At 70.8% G+C, this 20243-nt stretch carries 20 protein-coding genes; 15 read left to right on the forward strand and 5 right to left on the reverse strand.

Going from position 1 to position 20243, the window contains the following annotated elements; genetic code table 11:
• The first annotated feature begins 9 nt into the window (after positions 1–9).
• Complete coding sequence (locus tag VH112_03255; protein HEX4539237.1) at positions 10–1347, forward strand: phosphodiester glycosidase family protein; 1338 nt, start codon at positions 10–12, stop codon at positions 1345–1347.
• Positions 1344–2120: a glucose 1-dehydrogenase gene (locus tag VH112_03260; protein ID HEX4539238.1), complete on the forward strand. Its 777-nt coding sequence runs from the start codon at positions 1344–1346 to the stop codon at positions 2118–2120. Before VH112_03255 ends, VH112_03260 begins: the two co-directional genes overlap by 4 nt.
• A 24-nt stretch (positions 2121–2144) precedes the next feature.
• Here VH112_03260 and VH112_03265 read toward each other — a convergent pair whose 3' ends face one another.
• Positions 2145–3089, reverse strand: a complete 945-nt coding sequence (locus VH112_03265; GenBank protein ID HEX4539239.1) for a zinc-binding dehydrogenase — start codon at positions 3087–3089, stop codon at positions 2145–2147.
• A gap of 43 nt (positions 3090–3132) precedes the next feature.
• Positions 3133–4182, reverse strand: a complete 1050-nt coding sequence (locus VH112_03270; protein HEX4539240.1) for an NlpC/P60 family protein — start codon at positions 4180–4182, stop codon at positions 3133–3135.
• Positions 4183–4405: 223 nt separating this feature from the next.
• On the opposite strand from VH112_03270, the gene VH112_03275 reads away from it, so the two are divergent.
• Genes VH112_03275 through VH112_03295 form a run of 5 tightly spaced genes read left to right on the forward strand, consistent with a single transcriptional unit; the run spans position 4406 to position 9109 of the window.
• Entirely contained in the window at positions 4406–5806 is a 1401-nt protein-coding gene (locus VH112_03275) for a class II fumarate hydratase (protein HEX4539241.1), read from the forward strand.
• Between the two features lie 49 nt (positions 5807–5855).
• Positions 5856–6662 (forward strand): hypothetical protein, encoded by an 807-nt coding sequence (locus VH112_03280; protein HEX4539242.1) that lies wholly within the window; start codon positions 5856–5858, stop codon positions 6660–6662.
• A 34-nt stretch (positions 6663–6696) separates the two neighbouring features.
• Positions 6697–7371, forward strand: coding sequence for a dienelactone hydrolase family protein (locus VH112_03285; protein ID HEX4539243.1), 675 nt, complete (start codon positions 6697–6699; stop codon positions 7369–7371).
• 60 nt (positions 7372–7431) lie between these two features.
• Entirely contained in the window at positions 7432–8370 is a 939-nt protein-coding gene (locus tag VH112_03290) for a CoA ester lyase (GenBank protein ID HEX4539244.1), read from the forward strand.
• 22 nt (positions 8371–8392) lie between these two features.
• Positions 8393–9109 (forward strand): glycosyltransferase, encoded by a 717-nt coding sequence (locus VH112_03295; protein ID HEX4539245.1) that lies wholly within the window; start codon positions 8393–8395, stop codon positions 9107–9109.
• Positions 9110–9114: 5 nt separating this feature from the next.
• Here the strand turns inward: VH112_03295 and VH112_03300 are convergent, their stop codons facing one another.
• Together VH112_03300 and VH112_03305 are read right to left on the reverse strand one after the other, a co-directional pair.
• Positions 9115–10719, reverse strand: coding sequence for an acyl-CoA dehydrogenase family protein (locus VH112_03300; protein HEX4539246.1), 1605 nt, complete (start codon positions 10717–10719; stop codon positions 9115–9117).
• Positions 10720–10729: 10 nt separating this feature from the next.
• Positions 10730–11377, reverse strand: coding sequence for a class I SAM-dependent methyltransferase (locus VH112_03305; protein HEX4539247.1), 648 nt, complete (start codon positions 11375–11377; stop codon positions 10730–10732).
• 66 nt (positions 11378–11443) lie between these two features.
• Between VH112_03305 and VH112_03310 the strand changes: the two genes are divergently transcribed.
• The 7 genes from VH112_03310 (at position 11444) to VH112_03340 (ending at position 17387) form a co-directional block, all read left to right on the forward strand.
• Positions 11444–12601 carry an acyl-CoA dehydrogenase family protein gene (locus VH112_03310; protein ID HEX4539248.1) on the forward strand — a complete coding sequence of 386 codons (1158 nt, stop codon included), beginning with the start codon at positions 11444–11446 and terminating at the stop codon, positions 12599–12601.
• A gap of 38 nt (positions 12602–12639) precedes the next feature.
• A complete protein-coding gene (locus VH112_03315) occupies positions 12640–13071 on the forward strand; it encodes a hypothetical protein (protein ID HEX4539249.1) in 432 nt (143 codons plus the stop codon).
• The gene (locus tag VH112_03320) at positions 13068–13580 is read left to right on the forward strand and encodes a MaoC family dehydratase (protein HEX4539250.1); all 513 of its coding nucleotides are present in this window, start codon (positions 13068–13070) and stop codon (positions 13578–13580) included. The genes VH112_03315 and VH112_03320 overlap by 4 nt, the downstream gene beginning before the upstream one ends.
• Before the next feature lie 127 nt (positions 13581–13707).
• Positions 13708–14529 (forward strand): MBL fold metallo-hydrolase, encoded by an 822-nt coding sequence (locus VH112_03325; protein ID HEX4539251.1) that lies wholly within the window; start codon positions 13708–13710, stop codon positions 14527–14529.
• 2 nt (positions 14530–14531) lie between these two features.
• The gene (locus VH112_03330; protein ID HEX4539252.1) at positions 14532–15041 is read left to right on the forward strand and encodes a flavin reductase family protein; all 510 of its coding nucleotides are present in this window, start codon (positions 14532–14534) and stop codon (positions 15039–15041) included.
• Between the two features lie 20 nt (positions 15042–15061).
• A complete protein-coding gene (gene rfbC, locus VH112_03335; protein HEX4539253.1) occupies positions 15062–15613 on the forward strand; it encodes a dTDP-4-dehydrorhamnose 3,5-epimerase in 552 nt (183 codons plus the stop codon).
• Positions 15614–15797: 184 nt separating this feature from the next.
• Positions 15798–17387, forward strand: a complete 1590-nt coding sequence (locus VH112_03340) for a DUF4115 domain-containing protein (GenBank protein HEX4539254.1) — start codon at positions 15798–15800, stop codon at positions 17385–17387.
• Between the two features lie 4 nt (positions 17388–17391).
• Here VH112_03340 and VH112_03345 read toward each other — a convergent pair whose 3' ends face one another.
• Positions 17392–19506, reverse strand: coding sequence for a S9 family peptidase (locus VH112_03345; protein HEX4539255.1), 2115 nt, complete (start codon positions 19504–19506; stop codon positions 17392–17394).
• Positions 19507–19671: 165 nt separating this feature from the next.
• Between VH112_03345 and VH112_03350 the strand changes: the two genes are divergently transcribed.
• A partial coding sequence (locus VH112_03350) for a Fe-S cluster assembly protein SufB (protein HEX4539256.1) occupies positions 19672–20243 on the forward strand: 572 nt, incomplete at its 3' end.

The following is a 20243-nucleotide window of genomic DNA, read 5'->3' on the forward strand; positions in this document are numbered from 1 at the left end:
TTCTCTCCTGTGACGTCCGAGGACTTGGACACCCGACTCGACCTCCGCGCGGACACGCCGCCGCCGCCCGGGCCTCCGCCCGCGGCTCCGCCGCCGCGTGAGGGCCGGCGTCGGCACCGCCGCCGGCCGCGGCTCTGGAACGGCGTCTCGACGCGCGGCCGGGCCGGTCGTGGCGCCATCGCCGCAGTCCTCATCGTCGCGTTGACCTGGTTCGGTTGGTCTTTCGGCCACGCGCTGGTGGTTCCCGGCGGCGGGGGCCTCGGTGCCAACGCCACCGAGTGGGTGCGGGACCACGGGGGCGCCGGCATCGTCCGCTGGGTGGAGCGCGAGTGGTACCTGCACCACCAGCCGCCGAAGGGCGGGCGCCCGGCGCCGGGTCTCATCCCCAATTCCAGCCCGTCGACGAAGGCGCCGACCGCCAAGGGTCCTCCCCACCTGCCAGCTCCGGCTGCCGTCGTACCGCTGGCCAACCCGCCTCTGCCCGGCGAGGGAGACTGGCATCCCATCGGCCGTCTGGTGGGAGGCCTGCCGGCGGCGTACTCCGCCTACGTCAGGCCCGACCCCGTCCACACCAGCCTGGTCACCGGGGTGGCGTGGATGGACACCGAGCTGCTCCGGGCCAAGCTGTACTCCGGGTCGGAGGTCCCCGGCGGGAGCTGGCCGACCATGACGCCGGTCCCCCCCGAGCTGCGCCCTGCCATGTTGGGCGCCTTCAACTCGGGCTTCCGCCTGCAGGACTCCCGCGGCGGCTACTACACCGACGGCCGGCTCGCCAAGCCACTGGTCGACGGGGCCGCTTCTCTGGTCATCCGGACCAATGGCGTGCCGACCGTCGCCAAGTGGGGGAGAGACGCCGTCATGGGTCCTGACATCGCGTCGGTCCGCCAGAACCTGGCTCTCGTCGTCGACGGGGGCGCCCCCGTGCCGGGTCTCCAGAGCGACTCCAACGTCGCTTGGGGCGCCACGTTCGGGAACGCCGTCCTCGCCTGGCGTTCGGGTGTGGGCGTCACGGCCAACGGTGCCCTCCTGTACGCAGGAGGTCCCGGGCTCAGCGTGTACACGCTGGCTCAGGTGCTGGCCCACGCCGGAGCGGTGCGGGCCATGGAGCTCGACATCAACAGCGCCTGGGTGAACTACATCTCCTACGCCCAGGCCCCCGGCCTCCCCGCGGCGCCGGAGAACGGGACCAAGCTGCTCCCGAGCATGCAGTGGACGACCGGGCACAGCTTCGAGGCGAGCACTCGTGATTCGGTCGTCCTGTCGGCCACGCCGGGAGCGGATGCCCTGGCGGGCAAGACCACTCCCACGAGCTCGACCACACCAGCCCCGCGGCCGACCCGTAGGTGAGCGAGCCGACGGTCGAGCCCCTCGACCGGTTCCGCCTCGACGGTCGGGTGGTGCTGCTTACAGGGGCGTCGAGCGGTATCGGAGAGCACCTGGCGCGGGTCCTGCACGGGGCGGGCGGCCACCTGGTGCTGGCCGCCCGGCGCGCCGATCGCATCGAGTCCCTGGCGTCCGAGCTGGACCACGCCGTGCCGGTCGCCTGCGACGTGAGCCGCGACGAGGACCTGGAACGTTTGGTCAGGGTGGCCCTGGATCGGCACGGCCGCATCGACGTGCTGGTCAACAACGCGGGCACCTCCGACCCAGTGCCGGCCGAGGACGAGCCTGCGGAGCAATTTCGACAGGTGCTGGGCGTCAATCTCACCGCCGCCTTCGTCCTCACCCAGCTCGTCGGTCGTCAGATGCTCGAGCAGGCCAGCGGCGTGGTGGTCAACGTGGCATCCGTGCTCGGGCTGGTGGGGTCGGGGCAGATCCCCCAGGCCGGCTACGTGGCCAGCAAGGGGGGTCTCGTCAACCTCACCCGGGAGCTGGCCGCCCAGTGGGCGCGCCGGGGCGTGCGGGTGAACGCGCTGGCTCCAGGGTGGTTCCGCACGGAGATGACCGAGGTCATGTTCGCCGACGAGGGCGGGCAGCGGTGGATCAGGCGCAAGACCCCGATGGGCCGGGCGGGCGAGCTGCAGGAGCTCGACGGCGCCCTGCTGTTCCTAGCCAGCGAGGCCAGCAGCTACGTGACGGGTCAGGTGCTCACCGTGGACGGAGGATGGACGGCGATCTGAGCATCCGGCTGTCAGCCGGGTTCGTCAGCCGTCCGTGAGCACGACCACCTTGCCCAGCTTGCCGGGGGTGGCGAAGCGGTCGTAGGCCTCGGCCACGTGGTCGAGATCGAAGCGAGCAGCGATGGGCACCTGCAGCTGGCCGTCGGCGAGCAGCGGCAGGACGTGCTTCTCGAGCCGGCGCGCCGCATCGGCCTTGGCTTCGAGCGGACGGGCCCGCAGAGTGGATGCGACGATGCGGCCCCGCAGCATCATGAGTGTGCGCAGGTCGATGTCGGCGGTGGTGCCGGCACCGACCCCGATGACGCTGATGCGCCCTCCGGTGGCCAGGGCCGCCAGGTTGGCAGGCATGTTGGGTCCTCCGACCAATTCCAGGACCATGTCGAACGGTCCCCGTTCGACGAAGTCGTCGGTGCCGACGGCCTCGGCGCCAAGGGCCCCGACCGCGGGGCGCAGCTCGGGGTGCCGGACGGTCGCCGTGGTCCGTGCTCCTCCCGCCACGGCGAGCTGCACGGCGGCCGTGCCCACGCCACCGGCTGCGCCGTGGACGAGCACGCGCTCGCCGATTGCCAGCTGGCACTGGGTGAACAGCGCGTCATGTGCAGTCGTGAAGGCCTCGGGGAAGGCACCGGCGGCATCCCAAGGCAAGGAGTCTGGGACCGGCAGAGCTGTTCGCTCGTGGACGAGGACGAGCTCCGCCTGGGCACCTCCGCCGACGACCGCCATCACGCGGTCGCCGGGCCCGAACCGCTGGACGTCAGGTCCCACACCTACGACCTCGCCCGCCAGCTCCATCCCCGGGATGTCCTCGGGGCTGCCGGGGGGAGCGGGGTAGAGGCCTTGGACCTGGAGCAGGTCGGCGGCGTTGACGCCGGCTGCCCGCGTTCGCACCAGGAGCTGGCCCGTGCCAGGAACCGGATCGGGCCGTTCGGCGACGACCAGGGCACCGGCTGAGATCGTGGCTGCCCTCACGGGGTCAGTCTCTCAGCCGCTCGGCGAAGCAGGCGCCGCCGTGCTAGCGGACCCGGCCGGCGCCGTAGTAGGCGGAGCGGATGGCCGGGGCGTACTGGACGTTCGTGCCCGTGTGCTCAGCGACGACCATCTGGCCGTTGCCCACGTAGATGCCCACGTGGCCGGGAGCGGGCCCCCCGCCGCCCCAGTCCTCGAAGATGAGGTCGCCAGGCTGCAGGTCGTTCTGGGAGACGCGCGTGGTGACGTCGTACTGCTGGTTCGAGGAGTGGGGCAGTGAGACGCCGGCATGCTCCCAGGCCCACATGGTGAGCCCCGAGCAGTCGAACGAGTCGGGCCCGGACCCTCCGTACTGGTAGGGCTTGCCCACCTCCTGCTCGGCCCAGTACACCGCCGCCGACGCTCCGCCATTGGGCGGCGGGGCCGGCCCGGCTGCGGGAGCTGCCGGCGCCCCCCCATGGCTCGGGGCCCCGTGCGGCGTCGAGCTGGCGGCGACGGCCTGCGGCGCCTGACGCTGCTGCTGGGCCTGGGCCACGAGGCCGACGAGCTGGCCCTTCACGTGAGAGAGGGTCGCTTCCTCGGCGGCAGTCTGGGCGGCGGCGGCCTGGCCGGCGCTGGCGACCGAGGTCAGGGCGGCCTGCGCGCTCTGCTGATCCCGCTCGAGGGCGGCCTGCCTGGCCTGGAGGGCCTGACGGGCCTGGCGCAGGCGGCCCACGATCTGGTGCTGGTCTCCCGCCAGCACGTCGAGGTACTGCTGGCGCACCAGGGAGTCGAAGTGCGTGTCCCGCAGCACGTCGGTGGGCTGCGAGGTCCCTCCGTCCATGAAGGAGCTCACGGCGTCCTGGCGTAGCCGATCGTCGATGGCGCTCACCCGCTGCTGGGTCTCGGCGACCTGGGCCTTCGCCGTCGCCACCTCGGCCGACACCGAATCTGCTCGGATACGAGCCAGGTCGTACTGCTCGGCGAATCGGTCCTGCTGCGCGTTCTGGACGTCGATCTGGGCGGCGAGCGCGGCAGCCTGGGCCTGCAGGTCTCCAGCCTGATCCGCCGCCGCAGGCTTGGGCCCGGCAGCCAGCGGGTAGACCGCGACGGTCATGGCCGAAGCGGCAAGGGCGACATAGCGACGCCAGGGGGCAGTCGTCGCCGGCGCGATCCGTGGGGCGAGTCGCACAACGGATCAGCAACTTACGACGGGGCTTCCTTTCGATGCAAGCCCACGCCAAGCAAATTGTGTATGACGAGCTAGCTCGTTGCCAAGCACAGCCCGGGGCCCTCGTCGCTTACACCGAGGGCAACGCCCGGCGCTACCGTCGCCGAGCATGAGTGACGTGTCAGCCGGTGGTGAGCAGCGGGTCGAGCACGACTCGATGGGCGAGGTCCGAGTTCCGGCCGCCGCCCGGTGGGGGGCCCAGACCCAACGAGCGGTCGAGAACTTTCCCATCTCGGGGATGCGCATCGATCGCTCGTTGATCGCCGCCCTGGCGGCCATAAAGGCGGCGGCCGCCCAGGTCAACGCGCGGCTAGGGGTCATCGACGCCGACGTCGCCGAGGCCCTCCATCAGGCCGCCATCGAGGTGGAAGGCGGCCGGTGGGACGACCACTTCCCGGCCGACGTGTTCCAGACGGGATCCGGCACCTCCTCGAACATGAACATGAACGAGGTCCTGGCCAATCTGGCCGGCGAGCGCCTGGGCCGCGAGATCCGACCCAACGACGAGCCCAACGCCTCGCAGTCGTCCAACGACGTCTTCCCCTCCGCCATCCACGTCGCCGCCTGCCGCGAGATCGTGTCGGGGCTCATTCCCGCCCTCGAGCACCTCTGCGAGGTCCTGCGCGAGCGAAGTCGCCGCTTCTCCCCCGTGGTGAAGGCGGGCCGGACCCACCTGATGGACGCCACCCCGGTGACCCTCGGGCAGGAGTTCGGCGGGTACGCCTCGGCCACCGAGAACGGCGTCGAGCGCCTGCGCGACTCCCTGCCGCGAGTCGGCGAGCTGCCTCTCGGGGGCACCGCGGTCGGGACCGGCCTGAACGCCCCTGAAGGTTTCGCGTCGGGCGTGATCGAGGAGCTGGCCACCAGGCTGGGGCTGCCGCTGACCGAGGCACGGGACCACTTCGAGATCCAGGGCACCCGCGACGCACTGGTCGAGGCGTCAGGCGTGCTGCGCACGGTGGCCGTGTCCCTGTACAAGATCTGCAACGACCTGCGATGGATGGCGAGCGGCCCCCGGGCAGGGCTGGCCGAGATCCGTCTGCCCGACCTCCAACCCGGATCCTCGATCATGCCCGGGAAGGTCAATCCGGTCGTGCCCGAGGCGGTCTGCCAGGTCGTCGCCCAGGTGATCGGGAACGACGCCGCCGTGGCCTTCGGGGGCGCGGCGGGCAACTTCGAGCTCAATGTGATGCTGCCGGTGATCGCTCGCAACCTGCTCGAGTCCGTGCGCCTGCTGACCGCCGCCAGCCGCGCCCTTGCCGACAGATGCGTCACCGGCATCGAGGCCGACGAGGAGCGGTGCCGGACCTACGCCCTCTCGTCACCGGCCATCGCCACTGCCCTCAACCCCTACATCGGCTACGAGCAGGCGGCCAGGGTGGTGAAGAAGGCGATCGCAGAGGGCAAGGACCTGCGCACCGTCGTGCTCGAGATGGGTTTGCTCAGCGAGGACGAGGTCGACAAGGCCCTCGACGTCGAGGCCATGACCCGAGGCGGCATAGTGCGCTGAGCACGGGTCGGGGCCGGGGGAACCAGGGGTGCCCGTTGGTAAGGTCGCCATGGTGCATCCCATCGAGCGGCTCCGCTACGTGGCCAGGGCGGAGGGAGCCGGTCCGGGATCGCTCGCCGCCGAGGCGGCGCACGCGCTGGCGGGCTTCGCCGACGATCCCGCGGCGCTCGTCACCGCCTGCCGGCGCCTGGTCGATCGCCACCCGACCGCGGGGCCCCTGTGGTCGCTGGCGTGCCGGGTGCTGGCCGCGACGGATCCGCAGCAGGAGGTGTGGAAGGTGGCGGACGAGCTCGAGTCCGACCCCACGCCCCTCGCCCTGGCCGATCGCATCCCCGGCGACGCGACGGTGGTGGTGCTCGGTTGGCCCGAGCTGGTTGGTCGCGCCCTCGTCCGTCGTGGCGACCTACGAGTCCTCCTGGTCGACACCCTCGGCGAGGGGTCGAGCCTGGCCCGGCGCCTGCGGTCGTCGGGGAGCGAGGTGCTCGAGGTGCCCGAGTCGGGCCTGGGCAGCGCCGTGGTCGACGCCGACCTGGCCGTGCTGGAGGCCTCGCTGCTGAGCGGAAGACAGCTCGTCTCGGTCGCCGGGGCGAGGGCGGCCGCCTCCGTGGCCCGGCTGGCATCACGACCCGTCTGGGTCGTCGCCGGCACCGGACGGGTGCTGCCCGCCCGGCTGGGGGAGGCGGTGTGGCGGCGCCTCGACGATGATCCCGATCCGCCCTGGGATCGCGAGGACGAGATCGTTCCCGTTGATCTCGTCGATTGCATCGTCGGACCCTCGGGAGCTCAGGCACCGGCCGAGGCCCTGCGGCGGATGGACTGCCCGGTCACCCCCGAGCTGCTCCGGCAGGTCGGCTGAGCCTCCCGCTCGCTGGCCGCTAGCGTCCCAGTTCATGGGCGAGATCATCGAGTTCCCGAGCAACGGCGGCACAGCCCAGGGCTACCTGGCCACGGAGGGCACGGGCCCGGGCGTCGTCGTCATCCAGGAGTACTGGGGGCTGGTCGACCACATCAAGGAGGTGTGCGACCGCTTCGCCGCCCAGGGCTTCGTGGCCCTGGCGCCGGACCTCTTCCACGGTCAGCAGGCCCGGGAGCCCGACGAGGCCGGCAAGCTGATGATGGCCATGCGCCTCGACCAGGCGGCCAAGGACATGAGCGGCGCGGTCGACGCGGTCAAGGCGCGCTCCTCGAGCCGGGGGGTGGGCGTGATCGGGTTCTGCATGGGTGGCGGGCTGGCGCTCGTCCTGGCCTGCGAACGTCCCGATCTGGTGAAGGCCGTCGTTCCCTTCTACGGGCTGATCCCCTGGCCCGACCTCCAGCCCGACTACTCCAAGCTCGACGCCGCCGTCCAGGGCCACTTCGCCGAGCACGACGACATGGCCGGTCCCAAGGCGGCGCGAGAGCTGGAGGACACGCTGACGGGCCTGGGCAAGCGGGCCCGGATGTACATCTATCCCGGCACGCAGCACGCCTTCTTCAACGACCACCGGCCCGAGGTGTTCGACGCCACCGCCTCCCGGGAGGCCTGGGAGAAGGTGCTGCCCTTCCTGCGCGACGAGCTGCACTGAGCCCTCGCCGCCAACGGCACGGCTTGGCGGCGGTGCGGGGGCGCCCGTAGCATCCGTTCCATGTCAGCGCGATCCAGGGATCTGCCCCGCCGCTCCTGCCTCTCCGTGCCCGGCTCCAGCGAGCGCTTCCTCGAGAAGGCCCCCACGGTGGCGGCCGACATGACGTTCCTCGATCTCGAGGACTCGGTCGCGCCCCTCGAGAAGGAGTCGGCCCGCTCCAAGGTGGTCGACGCCATCAAGAACCAGGACTGGGGCGAGCGGGTGATGTGTGTACGGGTGAACGCCTGGGACACCAAGTGGACCTACGGCGACGTCGCCGAGGTCGTCGGCAACGCCGGGGAGCGCCTCGAAGAGGTCATGCTGCCCAAGACCCAGTCGGCTGCCGAGGTCGTTGCTCTCGACCTCCTTCTTTCCCAGGTCGAGGCCAACGCCGGGTTGCCCGCCGGTCACATCGGCATCGAGGCCCAGATCGAGACCACCCGGGGCCTCATCAACGTCGAGGAGATCTGCGCCGCCTCCCCCCGGCTGGAGACGATCGTGTTCGGGCCGGCCGACTTCGCCGCCTCGATGGAGATGCCGGTGCTGACCGGAGGGGTCTCGATCCCTGAGTACCCGGGCGATCATTTCCACTACGTGTTCTCCAAGATCCTCATGGCCGGGCGAGCCAACGGCCTGCAGGTCATCGACGGTCCTTTCCTCAAGATCAGAGAGCTCGACGCGCTCCGCGAGTACTGCATGCGGACGCGGACCCTCGGCTACGACGGCAAGTGGGCGCTCAATCCGGACCAGGTGACCGTGCTGAACGAGGTGTACTCGCCCACCCAGGAGCAGTACGACCGGGCCCTGGCGATCCTCGCCGCCTACCGCCAGGCGACCGAGGACGATCGCAAGGGCGCGGTGATGTTCGGCGACGAGATGATCGACGAGGCCAGCCGCAAGATGGCGGTCAAGTTCGTGACCAGGGGAGAGCGGGCGGGGCTGACCCCGAGCTCCGGCTAGCGGGGTCACCACGACCCCGACCATGCCTGACGACCCGCTCGATCGACCCGGCATCGACGCCGTGGTGCCGGCGCGCAACGAGGCGGCCACGGTGGCGACGGTCGTCGAGGCGTGCCGGCGGTGCTCCGCCGTGCGCGAGGTGATCGTGGTCGACGACGGCTCGGTCGACGACACCGCCGAGCGGGCGGCTGCCGCCGGGGCCAAGGTCATCCATCGTGGCGACGCGGGCCAGGCGGCAGGCGGCTCGAAGGCGCACGCAATGGAGGCGGGGGTTGCCGCCTCGGACGCGCCCGCCCTGCTTTTCGTCGACGGCGACCTGCTGGGCCTGACCGGCGATCACCTCGAGCAGATCTGTCGCCCCTTCCTCGACGGCACGGCGACGATGTCGGTGGGCTGGTTCGACTACGGAGCGTGGAACCCGCTGGTGCTCCGGCTACCCCCGACGACAGGAGAGCGGGTCGTGCCGCGCTGGGTCTTCGAGGCCATCCCACCGGAGAAGCGGGACGGCTACACGATCGAGATCATGATCAACGAGGTGATCGCCGAGAGGCGCCTGCCGACGACGGCCAGGATCATGCGCGGCGTGACCCATCGCACCAAGCGCCAGAAGCTCGGCCGCCTGGAGGGGTACCGGCGCACGTGGGAGATGTTCTGGACGCTGCTGTCGGTGCCCATCACCGGCGTGGTCCGCTGGAGGACCTACTGGTTCTACCTGCGGGGCCTCACCGTGGAGAGCTGAGCCTCTCAGGAGCCCGAGCGCACCAGCCGGCGGGCGATGACCTTGAGGGCGAGGGTCTCGTCGGCCCCTTCGAAGATCGAAAGGACCCGGGCGTCGACGAAGAACCGGCTCACCGGGAACTCCTCCGCGTAGCCCATCCCGCCGTGGATCTGCATGGCCTCGCGCGTCACCCACTCGGCCGCCCGGCACACGTAGGCCTTGATCATGGACGCCTCCAGGGCACCTTCGCCCTTGGCCATGAGCCGGGCCACCTGGTAGGCGAACTGCCGGCTGGCCTGGATGATGACCGCCATGCGGGTGAGCTTGGCCCGGGTCAGCTGGTAGTCGAGCACCGGGGACCCGAAGACCACCCGGTCGGTGGCGTAGGCGTAGGCCGCCTCGTAGGCGGCCTGCATCACGCCGAGGGCGCGAGCCGCGGTCTGAAGCCGTCCGTTCTCGAACCCCTCCATCTGGTAGTAGAAGCCCCTTCCCTGGCCCTCGGCTCCTCCGATGAGGCAGTCGTCGGGGACCCACCAGCCCTCGAACGCAAGCTCATACGAGTGCATCCCCCGGTAGCCGATGGTGTCGATGGGGCGGCCCTCGAGACGTCCGGGCGCGCCGGCCCGACCCTCGGCTGCGGGGTCCTGGGTGAGCACGAAACCGTGACCGTCGCCGCGGGGCTTGGGGACCACGAACAGCGACAGGCCGCGGTGGGCCTTGGCCCGGTCGGGATCCGTGCGGGCCAGCAGCATCAGCACGTCGGCCCGAGCCGCGAAGGTGCACCAGGTCTTCACTCCGTTGATCACCCAGCCACCGTCGCCGCGCTCGGCCGTGACCTTGATGCCGGCGACGTCCGAGCCGAAGTCCGGCTCGGTGACCGCCACGGCCGCCATGGCCTCGCCACTGGCGAGCTTGGGGAGCCAGTGCTGCTTCTGCTCCTCGGTACCGCCCTTGATGAGGGCCCGGGTGAGGATCTCCGGCCGGGTCACGAGCGAGCCGCCGGCCCCGAGCGACCCTCGGGACAGCTCCTCGGTGGCGACGACCATGCCCATGTAGTCGCTCTCGCCGCCCGCCGCGAAGCCGCCGTACTCGGCCGGCACCGAGAGGCCGAAGGCGCCCATCTCGGCCAGGCCGGCGATGATCTCCTCGGGGATGTCCTCGTTGTGACGATGGATGGCCTCGGCCACGGGCTTGATCCGGTCCTCGGCGAACCGGCGGAACGTGTCCTGGACCATCTCGAAGTCGGCGTCGAGGTGTCGCGGGCCCTCCTCCCCGGCCAGGTCGGCCAGGACCCCGGACGACCGGTACGCCCGGACGAACGGCAGCGTGGCGTCGAGGTGCCCAGGCTCGGTCCCCCACTCGTCCTCCCGCCCCAGCGTCCGAGCGAGGAGGTCCTGGACGGCGTCGGCCACGAACGCGCAAGCCAGCATGGCCTCGACCTCGCCCTTCGACCCGTAGTCGAGCACGGCGCGGGCGCACTCGACGGACGCGGCCGCATGGGCCAGGTCGTAGGCGACGACCTGGTGCTCGTCGGGACCGCCGGCGGCCGCCAGGTGTCTCGCCGCGGCCTCGACGGCGGCCGTGGCCTGCTCGACGACGAGGGCGGCGGCATCCAGGTCGGGCGGGATCATGCCGCGCAGGTTACCGATCCTGTCGGCGGGCCAGCACCGTGACGAGTGGAGGGAGAACGACCGCGTCGTCTCCCGGGTCGACGTCGGTGAGGCTGGCGAGATAGTCGGTCACAGGCCCCGGCCCGGCACCAGCAGGGGCCTCGGCCCAGGCGTCGACCAGCTCGAGTTTGCCCCGGCGAACCAGCGCCGGCAGCACCGCGCCGAGGTCGGGGTGCGGAGCGTCGGGCATGGACAGCGGGTTGCCGCCAACCCTGCCGGCGCTGGTGATCGGCTCCTGGGCGACCACCCACCCACCCGCCCGAACGGCGTTGGCCATCCGGCTCAGCACGGCCGCCGGCTCGATCACGTGCATGAGCACGAAGCGGCAGAAGGCCAGGTCCACCGGTTCGGGTAGCAGCAGGTCCTCGCCGGCCTGGGTGATGGCCAGCACCTGGGTGTGGGCCGCGGCGGTCTTTGCCACCTCGTCCCGGGCGCGAGGGTCGTTGTCGACCGCGTACACCCGCCCCGTGCGTCCCACCATCTCGGCCAGGGCCACGCTCACGTCACCGCCGCCCGCGCCGACATCGACACAGCGCCAGCCCTCTCCGACGCCCAGCCGTTCCAGGGCAGTGGCCAGGGGGCGGCGATAGACGTCATTTCGGAGCCCCAGCTCGGTCATGCAGGCTCTACCGCCTCGCCGACCTCGCCAATGGCCACGGGCATGCCCGACGGTAGCCTGTCGCCCGTGCCGAGCCGAACCGATCCGGTGGTGGCCGACGACCTCGTCGAGGCCGTGCGCGCCTTTGTGGCCAAGGAGGTGAACCCGGTCGCATCGGAGCTCGAGCACGCTGACGCCTATCCGAGCGAGCTGGTGGAGGCCATGCGCGAACTGGGCCTCTTCGGGTGCCTGGTCCCAGTCGAGCACGGAGGGTTCGGCCTCGACACCGTGACCTACTCCCGGATCGTGGCCGAGCTGGCCGCGGGCTGGATGTCGCTCACGGGCGTGCTCAACACCCACATGATCGTCGCCACCCTCCTCGATCGGCACGGGACGCCCGAGCAGCAGGCCGCCTGGCTGCCTCGCCTGGCCACGGGCGAGGTCCGGGGGGCGCTGTCGCTCAGCGAGCCCGACGCCGGCAGCGATACCGCCGCGCTCCGCTGCCGGGCCCGGCCGGACGGCGACACCTACGTGCTCGACGGCACGAAGATGTGGGTCACCAACGGCGAGCGGGCCGGGCTCGTGGCCCTGGCCGCCCGGGCGCCCGAAGGCGTCACCTGCTTCATGGTCGAGAAGCAGCCCGGCCCGAGCTCGGGTGGCATCACCGTGTCCCGGCGGATCGGGAAGCTCGGCTACAAGGGTGTCGAGACCGTCGAGATGTCCTACGACGGCCACGTGGTGCCCGCCAGCGCCGTGCTCGGAGGAGAGGCGGGGCTCGGCAAGGGACTGCCCCAGATCCTGGGCGGGCTCGAGCTCGGGCGGGTGAACATCGCCGCCCGCGCCTGCGGGGTGGCGGGAGCGGCGTTCGACGCGGCCATCCGCTACGCCCAGCAGCGGGAGGCCTTCGGGGTGCCGATCGCCCGCCACCAAGCCATTCAGTTCAAGCTGGCCGACATGGCGACCAAGCTGGAGGCGGCCCGCCTCCTGACCCGCTCGGCCGCCGAGAAGCTCGACGCTGGCGAGCGCGCCGACGTGGAGGCGGGCATGGCCAAGCTCTTCGCGTCGGAGGCGGCGCTGGAGATCGCCACCGAGTCGATGCGCATCCACGGCGGCTACGGGTACAGCACCGAGCTGCCTGTCGAGCGGTACTTCCGGGACGCCCCCCTGATGATCATCGGCGAGGGGACGAACGAGATCCAGCGCATGGTGATCGCCCGGGGCCTGCTCCGTCGCCGTTCCCTCTGAGAACGGGCCCCTCGAGCCGCGGGCTACGGTGGCCGCTCGTGAAGGTGACCATGCTGCTGTGCGACTCGGCCCAGGTGGCCGACGGGAAGCTCTTCATCCTCGGGGCCGGCTGGAGCATGATCGGTCCCGAGCCGGCCCCCTCGGCCGTCGCCCTCAAGATCGAGGTCGGCTGGCACGAGGCGCTCCAGCCCCACCACTGGGAGCTCTACCTGATCGACGCCGACGGGCGGGACGTGAACATCGACACCCCCGAGGGCCCGCGTGCGGTCGAGGTGCGGGGCGACTTCCACGTGGGACGGCCGACCGGTGTGCCCGAGGGCAGCCCGAGCGACGTCGCCTTAGCCGTCAACCTGGGCCCGGTCCCGCTGGAGGCGGGCTCGCGCTACACCTGGCGGCTCAGCATCGACGGGGAGACTGACGAGAGCTGGGAGCTCGGGTTCAGCACCAGGCCGTCGGTGCCGACGCCATGACGGTCCACGAGCGCCCCTTCGGCGCGTACCTCGAGGACTTCCGGGTCGGCGATGTCTACCGGCACTGGCCCGGGAAGACGATCACCGAGTACGACGACCATCTGTTCTGCATGATCACCATGAACCACCACCCGTTGCACATCAACGAGTGGTTCGCCGAGTCCGAGACGGTGCACGGCCGCAACGTCGTCGTCGGCAACCTCGTCTACTCGCTGGTGCTCGGGATGAGCGTCCCCGACATCAGCGGCTCCAGCATCGCCAATCTGGAGGTCGAGTCCCTCGTCCACCGCTTCCCGACCTTTCACGGCGACACCGTCTACGCCGAGACCCGGATCCTCGACGTCGTCCCATCGCGCTCCAAGGACGACCGGGGGATCGTGACGGTGGAGACCAAGGGCTTCAACCAGCGGGGCGAGGAGGTCTGCTACTTCCGCCGCAAGGTCATGGTCTGGAAGCGGGACCACGCCCCGGCGCGTCGCCGTCCCTACCGCGAAGACGTGTGGGACTGACAGTTCGGGGCTGTGGGTCGCCGCCGTTCCGTGAGACATATGTCACAGTGAATTTTCGGGGCGGACACATACGGGTAACCTCCTGTTCAGTCCAAGGGGGGCAGTCCTGAAAGTCACCTTCTACGGGGTGCGAGGCTCGTGCCCCTGTCCGAGCGAAGCGAACCGGCGCTACGGTGGCAACACCGCCTGCGTCGTCGTCGACGCCCCGGGCGAGCCGCCCATCGTCCTCGACCTGGGGACCGGGTTGCGACAGTTCGGGGAGCACCAGCCGACCGACGGCACCTTCTCTGCCACCGCGTTCCTCACCCACATCCACTGGGACCACGTCCAGGGCCTTCCGTTCTTCCCGCCCATCGATCGCGTCGGCGCCAGGCTCGACGTCTACGGGCCGCCCCAGCAGGAGGGCTCCCTCCACGATGTCTTCGGGGACTTCATGCGACCCCCTTACTTCCCTGTGCACTTCAGCGACTTGCGGGGCGACATCCGCTTCCACGACGTAGTCGACGAGGACCTCTCCGTCGGGGCGGCCAAGGTGCGGATCCGGCCTGTCCCGCACTGCGGGCCGACCATCGGCTTCAGGGTCGAGACGGGGGGCCAGAGCATCGCCTACGTCAGCGACCACCAAGCCCCGCCTTCGCTGCGCGGGGTTGCCGACAGCGTGCTCGAGCTGTGCGACGGCGTGGACCTGCTGATCCACGACGCCCAGTACACCCCGACCGAGTTCCGGGAGAAGGCCCACTGGGGTCACTGCACCGTCGAGTACGCCCTCCTGGTGGCGAAGGAGGCCGGCGCCCACCGGCTCGCCCTCTTCCATCACGACCCCGCCCACAACGACGACGACCTTGACCGCCTCCTGCGGAACGCCCGGCGCATCTCGGACGCGTCCGGCGGCGTGGACGAGGTGGTGGCCGCCTCGGAGGGCCTGGTCATCGAGCTCCCGCGTCCCTGACCGTGGCGGCGCAGGACGATCTGCAGCGCGGATCAGCGCCGACGTTCGACTCGGCTCGGTATCGCGAGGTGCTGGGGCACTTCGCCACCGGTGTCGCCGTGGTGACCACCGCCGACGAGGACGGGCCTGCCGGGTTCACGTGCCAGGCGTTCAACGCCTTGTCGCTCGAGCCACCCCTGGTCGTCTTCGCTCCGTCCCGTACCTCGCAGAGCTGGCCGAGGATCGAGCAGACGGGCGTGTTCTGCGCCAACGTGCTGTCGGAGAGCCAGGAGGCGCTGGCCCGGGTGTTCGCCACCAAGAGCCAGCAGAAGTTCGACGGAGTCGGGTGGCGCCCGGGCACGACCGGGTCCCCGGTCCTGCAGGACGCCCTGGCCTGGGTCGAGTGCCGCCTGGAGATGGCGCACGACGGCGGGGACCATCTGGTCGCCATCGGCCGCCCGCTCGACATGGGCGTCGGGCACGGCCACCCGCTCGTGTTCTACCGGGGAGGCTTCGGCCGCTTCGAGGCGTGAGCGCCTAGTCTCTCGCCGTCGTGCCCACCATCGCCGCCGCTGAACAGATCGTGGATGTCGTCGTCGTGGCGCCCGACGTCCACGGGGACGAGCGGGGCCGGTTCCTGGAGACCTACCGCCGATCGTGGTTTCCCCTGGGGCGCGAGATGGTCCAGGGGAGCTGCTCGGACAAGCGGGCCGGCGCCCTGGTCGGCCTGCACTACCACCTCCATCAGGCCGACTACTGGTACGTGGTGCGGGGCGATGCCCGGGTGGTGCTCCACGACCTCCGTCAGGGGTCGCCGACCGACGGCGCGACCATGGCTCTCGACCTCGGCGAGCGGAACGCGGTCGGCGTCTTCATCCCTCCTGGTGTCGCCCACGGGTTCGCCGCCCTGGCCGACATGACTCTCACGTATCTGGTCGACGGGTACTACAACCCGGCGGACGAGCTGGGGGTGGCCTGGGACGACCCTGAGATCGGCGCCGACTGGGGGGTGAGCGCCCCTGTCGTCTCCGAACGGGACCGGGCCAACCCCCGCCGCTCGGACCTCCCGGCCGGGCTGCGGCCGACCCTGGGGTTACGCGCATGAGCGGCTCCGGCGCGCTGGGCGTCTAGGCTGCTGCGAGGGACTGGCGGGTCTCTCCTTGGGCCCGGCGGTCTGTGACACACGCAGTGTCCGATTATTGGGTTCAATGGAGTCTCGTGTACGGGAACGGGAATGACATCCCGCAGGGGTCGCGGACCCCCCGTCGGGAAAGGTGGGCACTAGGACAATGAGCGTCTTGCTGCTCGTCGTGGTCCTGCTCGTCGTAGCCATCGTGCTGTCCCGTCTGACCTGGGTGTCCCTGGGAGAGCGGCGGTCGATCAAGCACCACGAGCAGGCGATGGACGTGCTGCGGTCGGTAGCCGGGCGCCCCCTAGGGTCGGAGCACGCTGAGGTCGGGGCGGACGGCAGCGCGCACGTCAAGTCATCGGTCGACGACCGCTCGGGCTTCCCCGCGCCAGCCCCGCCGGCCCGCGAGGCGGTCAGGGCCGTCCCCGAGGCGACGGTGCAGCGCGAGGAGACCATCCGGATCCTCAGGGCCGAGCCGACCGGGGCGACCCTGCCTGCGCCGCCTCCGCCACCCGTCCAGCCCGTCGGCTCCGAGCCCGCCGACGAGCCTGTGGGCGTCGACGCGCGCCGGGGCGCGGGAGGATCGGGACCGTCGTGGGAGCCTGCCCACTCACTTCAGAGCCCATCGGACGGCGACGCAGAGACGGCAAAGCCGGCCTTCGTGTTCATCGCCGACGACACCGGCCAAGCCGGTCCCGTCACGGTGCCACCGAGCGTCGCCGAATCCGTCCGCAGCGGCGCCCGCGGACGGTGGGGCAATGGCGACGGACACGGCAACGGCGACCGCGGCACACCCGGTGGCTGGGGCAACGGTCGCCGGACGACCGGCGGAAACGGATGGGCCGACGGGGAACGCTTGGGGGAAGAGCCCGACACCGGGCCGACCACGCTGCCCAGGCCGCCGACGATCGGCGACCAGGACTGGTCCGCCTCCTCCAGGTCCGAGGCCCGGTCGCGTTCACGGGCGCGCACTCGATCCAGGCTGTGGGGCCGCGTGCTGGCGCCCGTGCATGCGACGGGACGGGTCGCCTCAGGGGCGCGCGGTCGGGTCGGGTCGGTTCGTCGCCCTGTCCCGCCCGCTGCCGACGCCAGACCCGACGACGGAGGGCTCACCGCGGTTCGCGACGAGCCGACGGACGAGGACATGAAGGTCATGACGGCCGATGGCACAGCGGTCACGACCGCCCCCGGTCCCGCGGTGGAGACGACCGAAGGCGAGACGCCGCCCTCGGACTCCGGCCAGGCCGAACAGCCCGGGCTGCCGTTCGTCCAGCGGGCCAGACGAGGGCCGCGGTTCGGTCTCGCCGCCGGCTTGGCGGCGATCGTGGTGGTCGCCTGTGTCGTCGCCGGCGTCCTGATCGCCACCATGTCCAGCTCGTCCAACAAGGCTCCCCAGAGCCGCCAGGCGAGGCCGCCGGCGAGCGCGGCGCCAGCACCGCCGCCGTCGCCGTTGACGCTGGTCTCGCACGACGACCAGGGCGCGGTGTACAACGTCAACGCCAGTCAGGTCTCGTTGTCGGCCGTGGCCACCGGGCGGGTCTGGATGGAGGTCGTCTCCGGGACGGGACCGTTCGGCCAGGTGCTCTGGCAGGGCCTTCTCACCCAGGGTCAGAGCCAGACGGTCACCAACAACGCGCCGGTCTGGGTCCGGATCGGAGCCGCATCCAACGTGAACGTGAGCATCAACGGCGGCGGCGTCCTGCTGCCGCAATCAGCGACGACCTACAACCTCACCTTCTCTCAGGCCTGACCGGTCAGGCGGAGATCCCGACCGAGCGCAGCACGAAGGCGAGCACGAACGCCTCGTCCCGCCAGGCGTCATAGCGTCCCGACGGACCCTGGTGACCAGCGCCCATCTCGGTCTTCAGCAGCACCCGGGCATCGGGGTCGGTCGCACGGAGCTTGGCCACCCACTTCGCCGGCTCCCAGAAGCTGACCCTCGGGTCCGTGAGCCCGGCGGTGACCAGCATCTCGGGGTGGGGACCCGCAGTCACGTTGTCGTAGGGCGAGTAGGACTTGAGGTTGGCGTAGGCCTCGGCGTCGTCCTTCGGGTTGCCCCACTCCTCCCACTCGAGCACGGTGAGGGGCAGCGAGTCGTCCAGGATCGTGGTGAGGCAGTCGACGAACGGGACCTCGGCGACGATCGCCTTGAACAGCCGGGGTGCCAGGTTGGCCACGGCGCCCATGAGCATCCCGCCGGCGCTTCCGCCCCGAGCTACCAGCCCGTCCACCGAGGTCCATCCCTCGGCCACGAGGTGGCGCGCGCAGGCCGCGAAGTCGGTGAACGTGTTGGTCTTGTGCAGGAGCTTGCCGTCCTCGTACCAGCGCCGCCCCAGCTCGCCTCCACCGCGAACGTGGGCGATGGCGTAGAGGAAGCCGCGATCCAGCATGCTGAGGCGCAGCGACGAGAACAGGGGGTCCAGGCTGTGCTCGTAGGCGCCGTAGCCGTAGAGCAGCGCGGGTCCCCGCCCGTCGGGCGCCCGGTCCTCCCGGTAGACGAGCGAGATGGGAACCCTCGTGCCGTCGTCGGCGGTGGCCCAGACCCGCTCGGTCCGGTACCGGGCGGGGTCGTAGCCCCCGAGAACGGGTTGGCGCTTCAGCAGCCGGGTGCCGCGGTCCTCCATGTCGTAGTCGTAGACCGACCGGGGCGTGACGAGGGAGCTGTAGTCGTAGCGGAGGACGTTCGATCCGAACTCCGGGTTGGGCCCACCCCATGCAGTCGACACCGACTCGGGCTGGGAGACCGTGTGGGAAGCACCGTCACGCAGGCGGGTCACCCGGATACGCCGGGTGGCGTCCGCCCGCTCATAGAGCACCAGGTGCTCGGCGAACACATCGATGTCCTCCAGCCTCACGTCAGGCCGGTGAGCGACGACGTCCCGCCAGGCGTCCCTCCCCGGGCGTTCCACCGGTGCCTCGACGAGCCGGAAGTTCTCGGCATCGGCGTTGGTGACGAGGAGGAACCGCCCGCCATGGTGCTCGACCGTGTACTCCACGCCCTGCCGGCGGGGCTCGATCATCCGGAAGTCGCCGTCAGGATCGTCGCCGCTGAGCACGCGGGCCTCGCTGGTCACCTTGCTCTCGAGCTCCAGCACGACGAAGGCGTCGTCCTTGGTCTTGGACACGCCCACGTAGAAGCGCTCGTCGGGCTCCTCGTAGACGCACACGTCGGCCTCTGCTGCGGTGCCCACGGCATGGCGCCAGAGCTGGTGGGGGCGCATGGCATCGTCCGGCCGGGTGTAGAAGAGGATGGTGCCGTCGTTGGCCCACGCCAGGCCGTAGTAGACGTCCTCGACCTCGTCCGGGAGGTCCGTGCCCGTGCTCAGGTCGCGCACCCGGATCCGGTGCCGCTCGCCGCCGGTCGTGTCGACGGCGAAGGCCATCAACCGGTGATCGGGGCTCACCGCCAGCCCGCCCAGGGAGAAGTACTCGTGGCCGGCGGCGAGCTCGTTCTCGTCGAGCAGGATCTCCTCCGCCGGGTCGCCCGGTAGGGGGGCCGGGTCCGTCGGACCGGCCTCGCCAGTGGGTCGGGCCGGACGGCGGCAGTGGATGGCGTACTGGCGGCCCTCGACCGTCCTCGAGTAGTAGCTCCAGGGTCCCTTTCGGACCGGGACCGAGAGGTCCGTCTCCTGGATCCGGGCCACGATCTCGGCGTAGAGCGTGTCCTGCAGCGCAGTGGTGTCCGCCATCGCCGCCTTCGTGTAGGCGTTCTCGGCCTCGAGGTAGGCGATCACGTCGGGATCGTCCCGCTCACGCAGCCAGTACCAGTCGTCGAGACGCTCGTCGCCGTGGGCCCGCAGCAGGGTCGGGCGGCGGGGCGCCGTCGGTGGAGCTGCGGGGGCGTCTGGGGTGCGGTCAGGGATCGACATCGCCTCGAGAGGATAGGACCGGCCGAGCGACCCGGGGGGTGGCTCGGAGGGGGCGAGATGCCCATAGTCTGATGGGCGTCGGCGGTTCCTCGGCCCGGTGGGAGTTGTTACTATGTACGTAGGAGAAATTCGGGTCGAGCCGACCAAGAAGGGGCTGATCGCCTGATGGCAACCACCGATCTGGACCTCGGCCGGTACAAGCTCGGCTGGAGCGACGTCGAGGACTACATCTTCAAGCCCAAGAAGGGCGTCAACGCCGACATCGTCCGGGAGATGTCCTGGATGAAGGGCGAGCCCGACTGGATGCGGGACATGAGGCTCAAGGCGCTCCGGCATTTCGAGCGCAAGCCCATGGCGCCCTGGTTCGCCAAGAACATGCCGGACATCGACTTCGACGACATCTACTACTACATCAAGCCGACCGACAAGCAGGTCGACGCCTGGGACGAGCTGCCCGACTCGGTGAAGGCGACCTACGAGAAGCTCGGGATCCCCGAGGCCGAGCGCAAGTACCTGGCCGGCGTCACCGCCCAGTACGAGTCGGAGGTCGTGTACCACCGCAACCGGGACAACCTGGAGAGCCAGGGGGTCCTGTTCTGCGACATGGACACCGCCCTGCGGGAGTACCCCGACGTCGTGAAGCAGTACTTCGGCACGGTCATCCCGCCCAACGACAACAAGTTCGCCGCCCTCAACTCGGCCGTGTGGTCGGGTGGCTCGTTCATCTACGTGCCGCC

Source organism: Acidimicrobiales bacterium, assembly GCA_036270875.1.
Lineage (GTDB): Bacteria > Actinomycetota > Acidimicrobiia > Acidimicrobiales > AC-9 > AC-9.

What these genes read in the sequence shown, in the direction of transcription:
- VH112_03270 (HEX4539240.1), bottom strand. Translation starts at nt 4,182, where the DNA reads ATGACCGTCGCGGTCTACCCGCTGGCTGCCGGGCCCAAGCCTGCGGCG.
- VH112_03275 (HEX4539241.1), top strand. Translation starts at nt 4,406, where the DNA reads ATGAGTGACGTGTCAGCCGGTGGTGAGCAGCGGGTCGAGCACGACTCG.
- VH112_03280 (HEX4539242.1), top strand. Translation starts at nt 5,856, where the DNA reads ATGGTGCATCCCATCGAGCGGCTCCGCTACGTGGCCAGGGCGGAGGGA.
- VH112_03285 (HEX4539243.1), top strand. Translation starts at nt 6,697, where the DNA reads ATGGGCGAGATCATCGAGTTCCCGAGCAACGGCGGCACAGCCCAGGGC.
- VH112_03290 (HEX4539244.1), top strand. Translation starts at nt 7,432, where the DNA reads ATGTCAGCGCGATCCAGGGATCTGCCCCGCCGCTCCTGCCTCTCCGTG.
- VH112_03295 (HEX4539245.1), top strand. Translation starts at nt 8,393, where the DNA reads ATGCCTGACGACCCGCTCGATCGACCCGGCATCGACGCCGTGGTGCCG.
- VH112_03300 (HEX4539246.1), bottom strand. Translation starts at nt 10,719, where the DNA reads ATGATCCCGCCCGACCTGGATGCCGCCGCCCTCGTCGTCGAGCAGGCC.
- VH112_03305 (HEX4539247.1), bottom strand. Translation starts at nt 11,377, where the DNA reads ATGACCGAGCTGGGGCTCCGAAATGACGTCTATCGCCGCCCCCTGGCC.
- VH112_03320 (HEX4539250.1), top strand. Translation starts at nt 13,068, where the DNA reads ATGACGGTCCACGAGCGCCCCTTCGGCGCGTACCTCGAGGACTTCCGG.
- VH112_03340 (HEX4539254.1), top strand. Translation starts at nt 15,798, where the DNA reads ATGAGCGTCTTGCTGCTCGTCGTGGTCCTGCTCGTCGTAGCCATCGTG.
- VH112_03345 (HEX4539255.1), bottom strand. Translation starts at nt 19,506, where the DNA reads ATGTCGATCCCTGACCGCACCCCAGACGCCCCCGCAGCTCCACCGACG.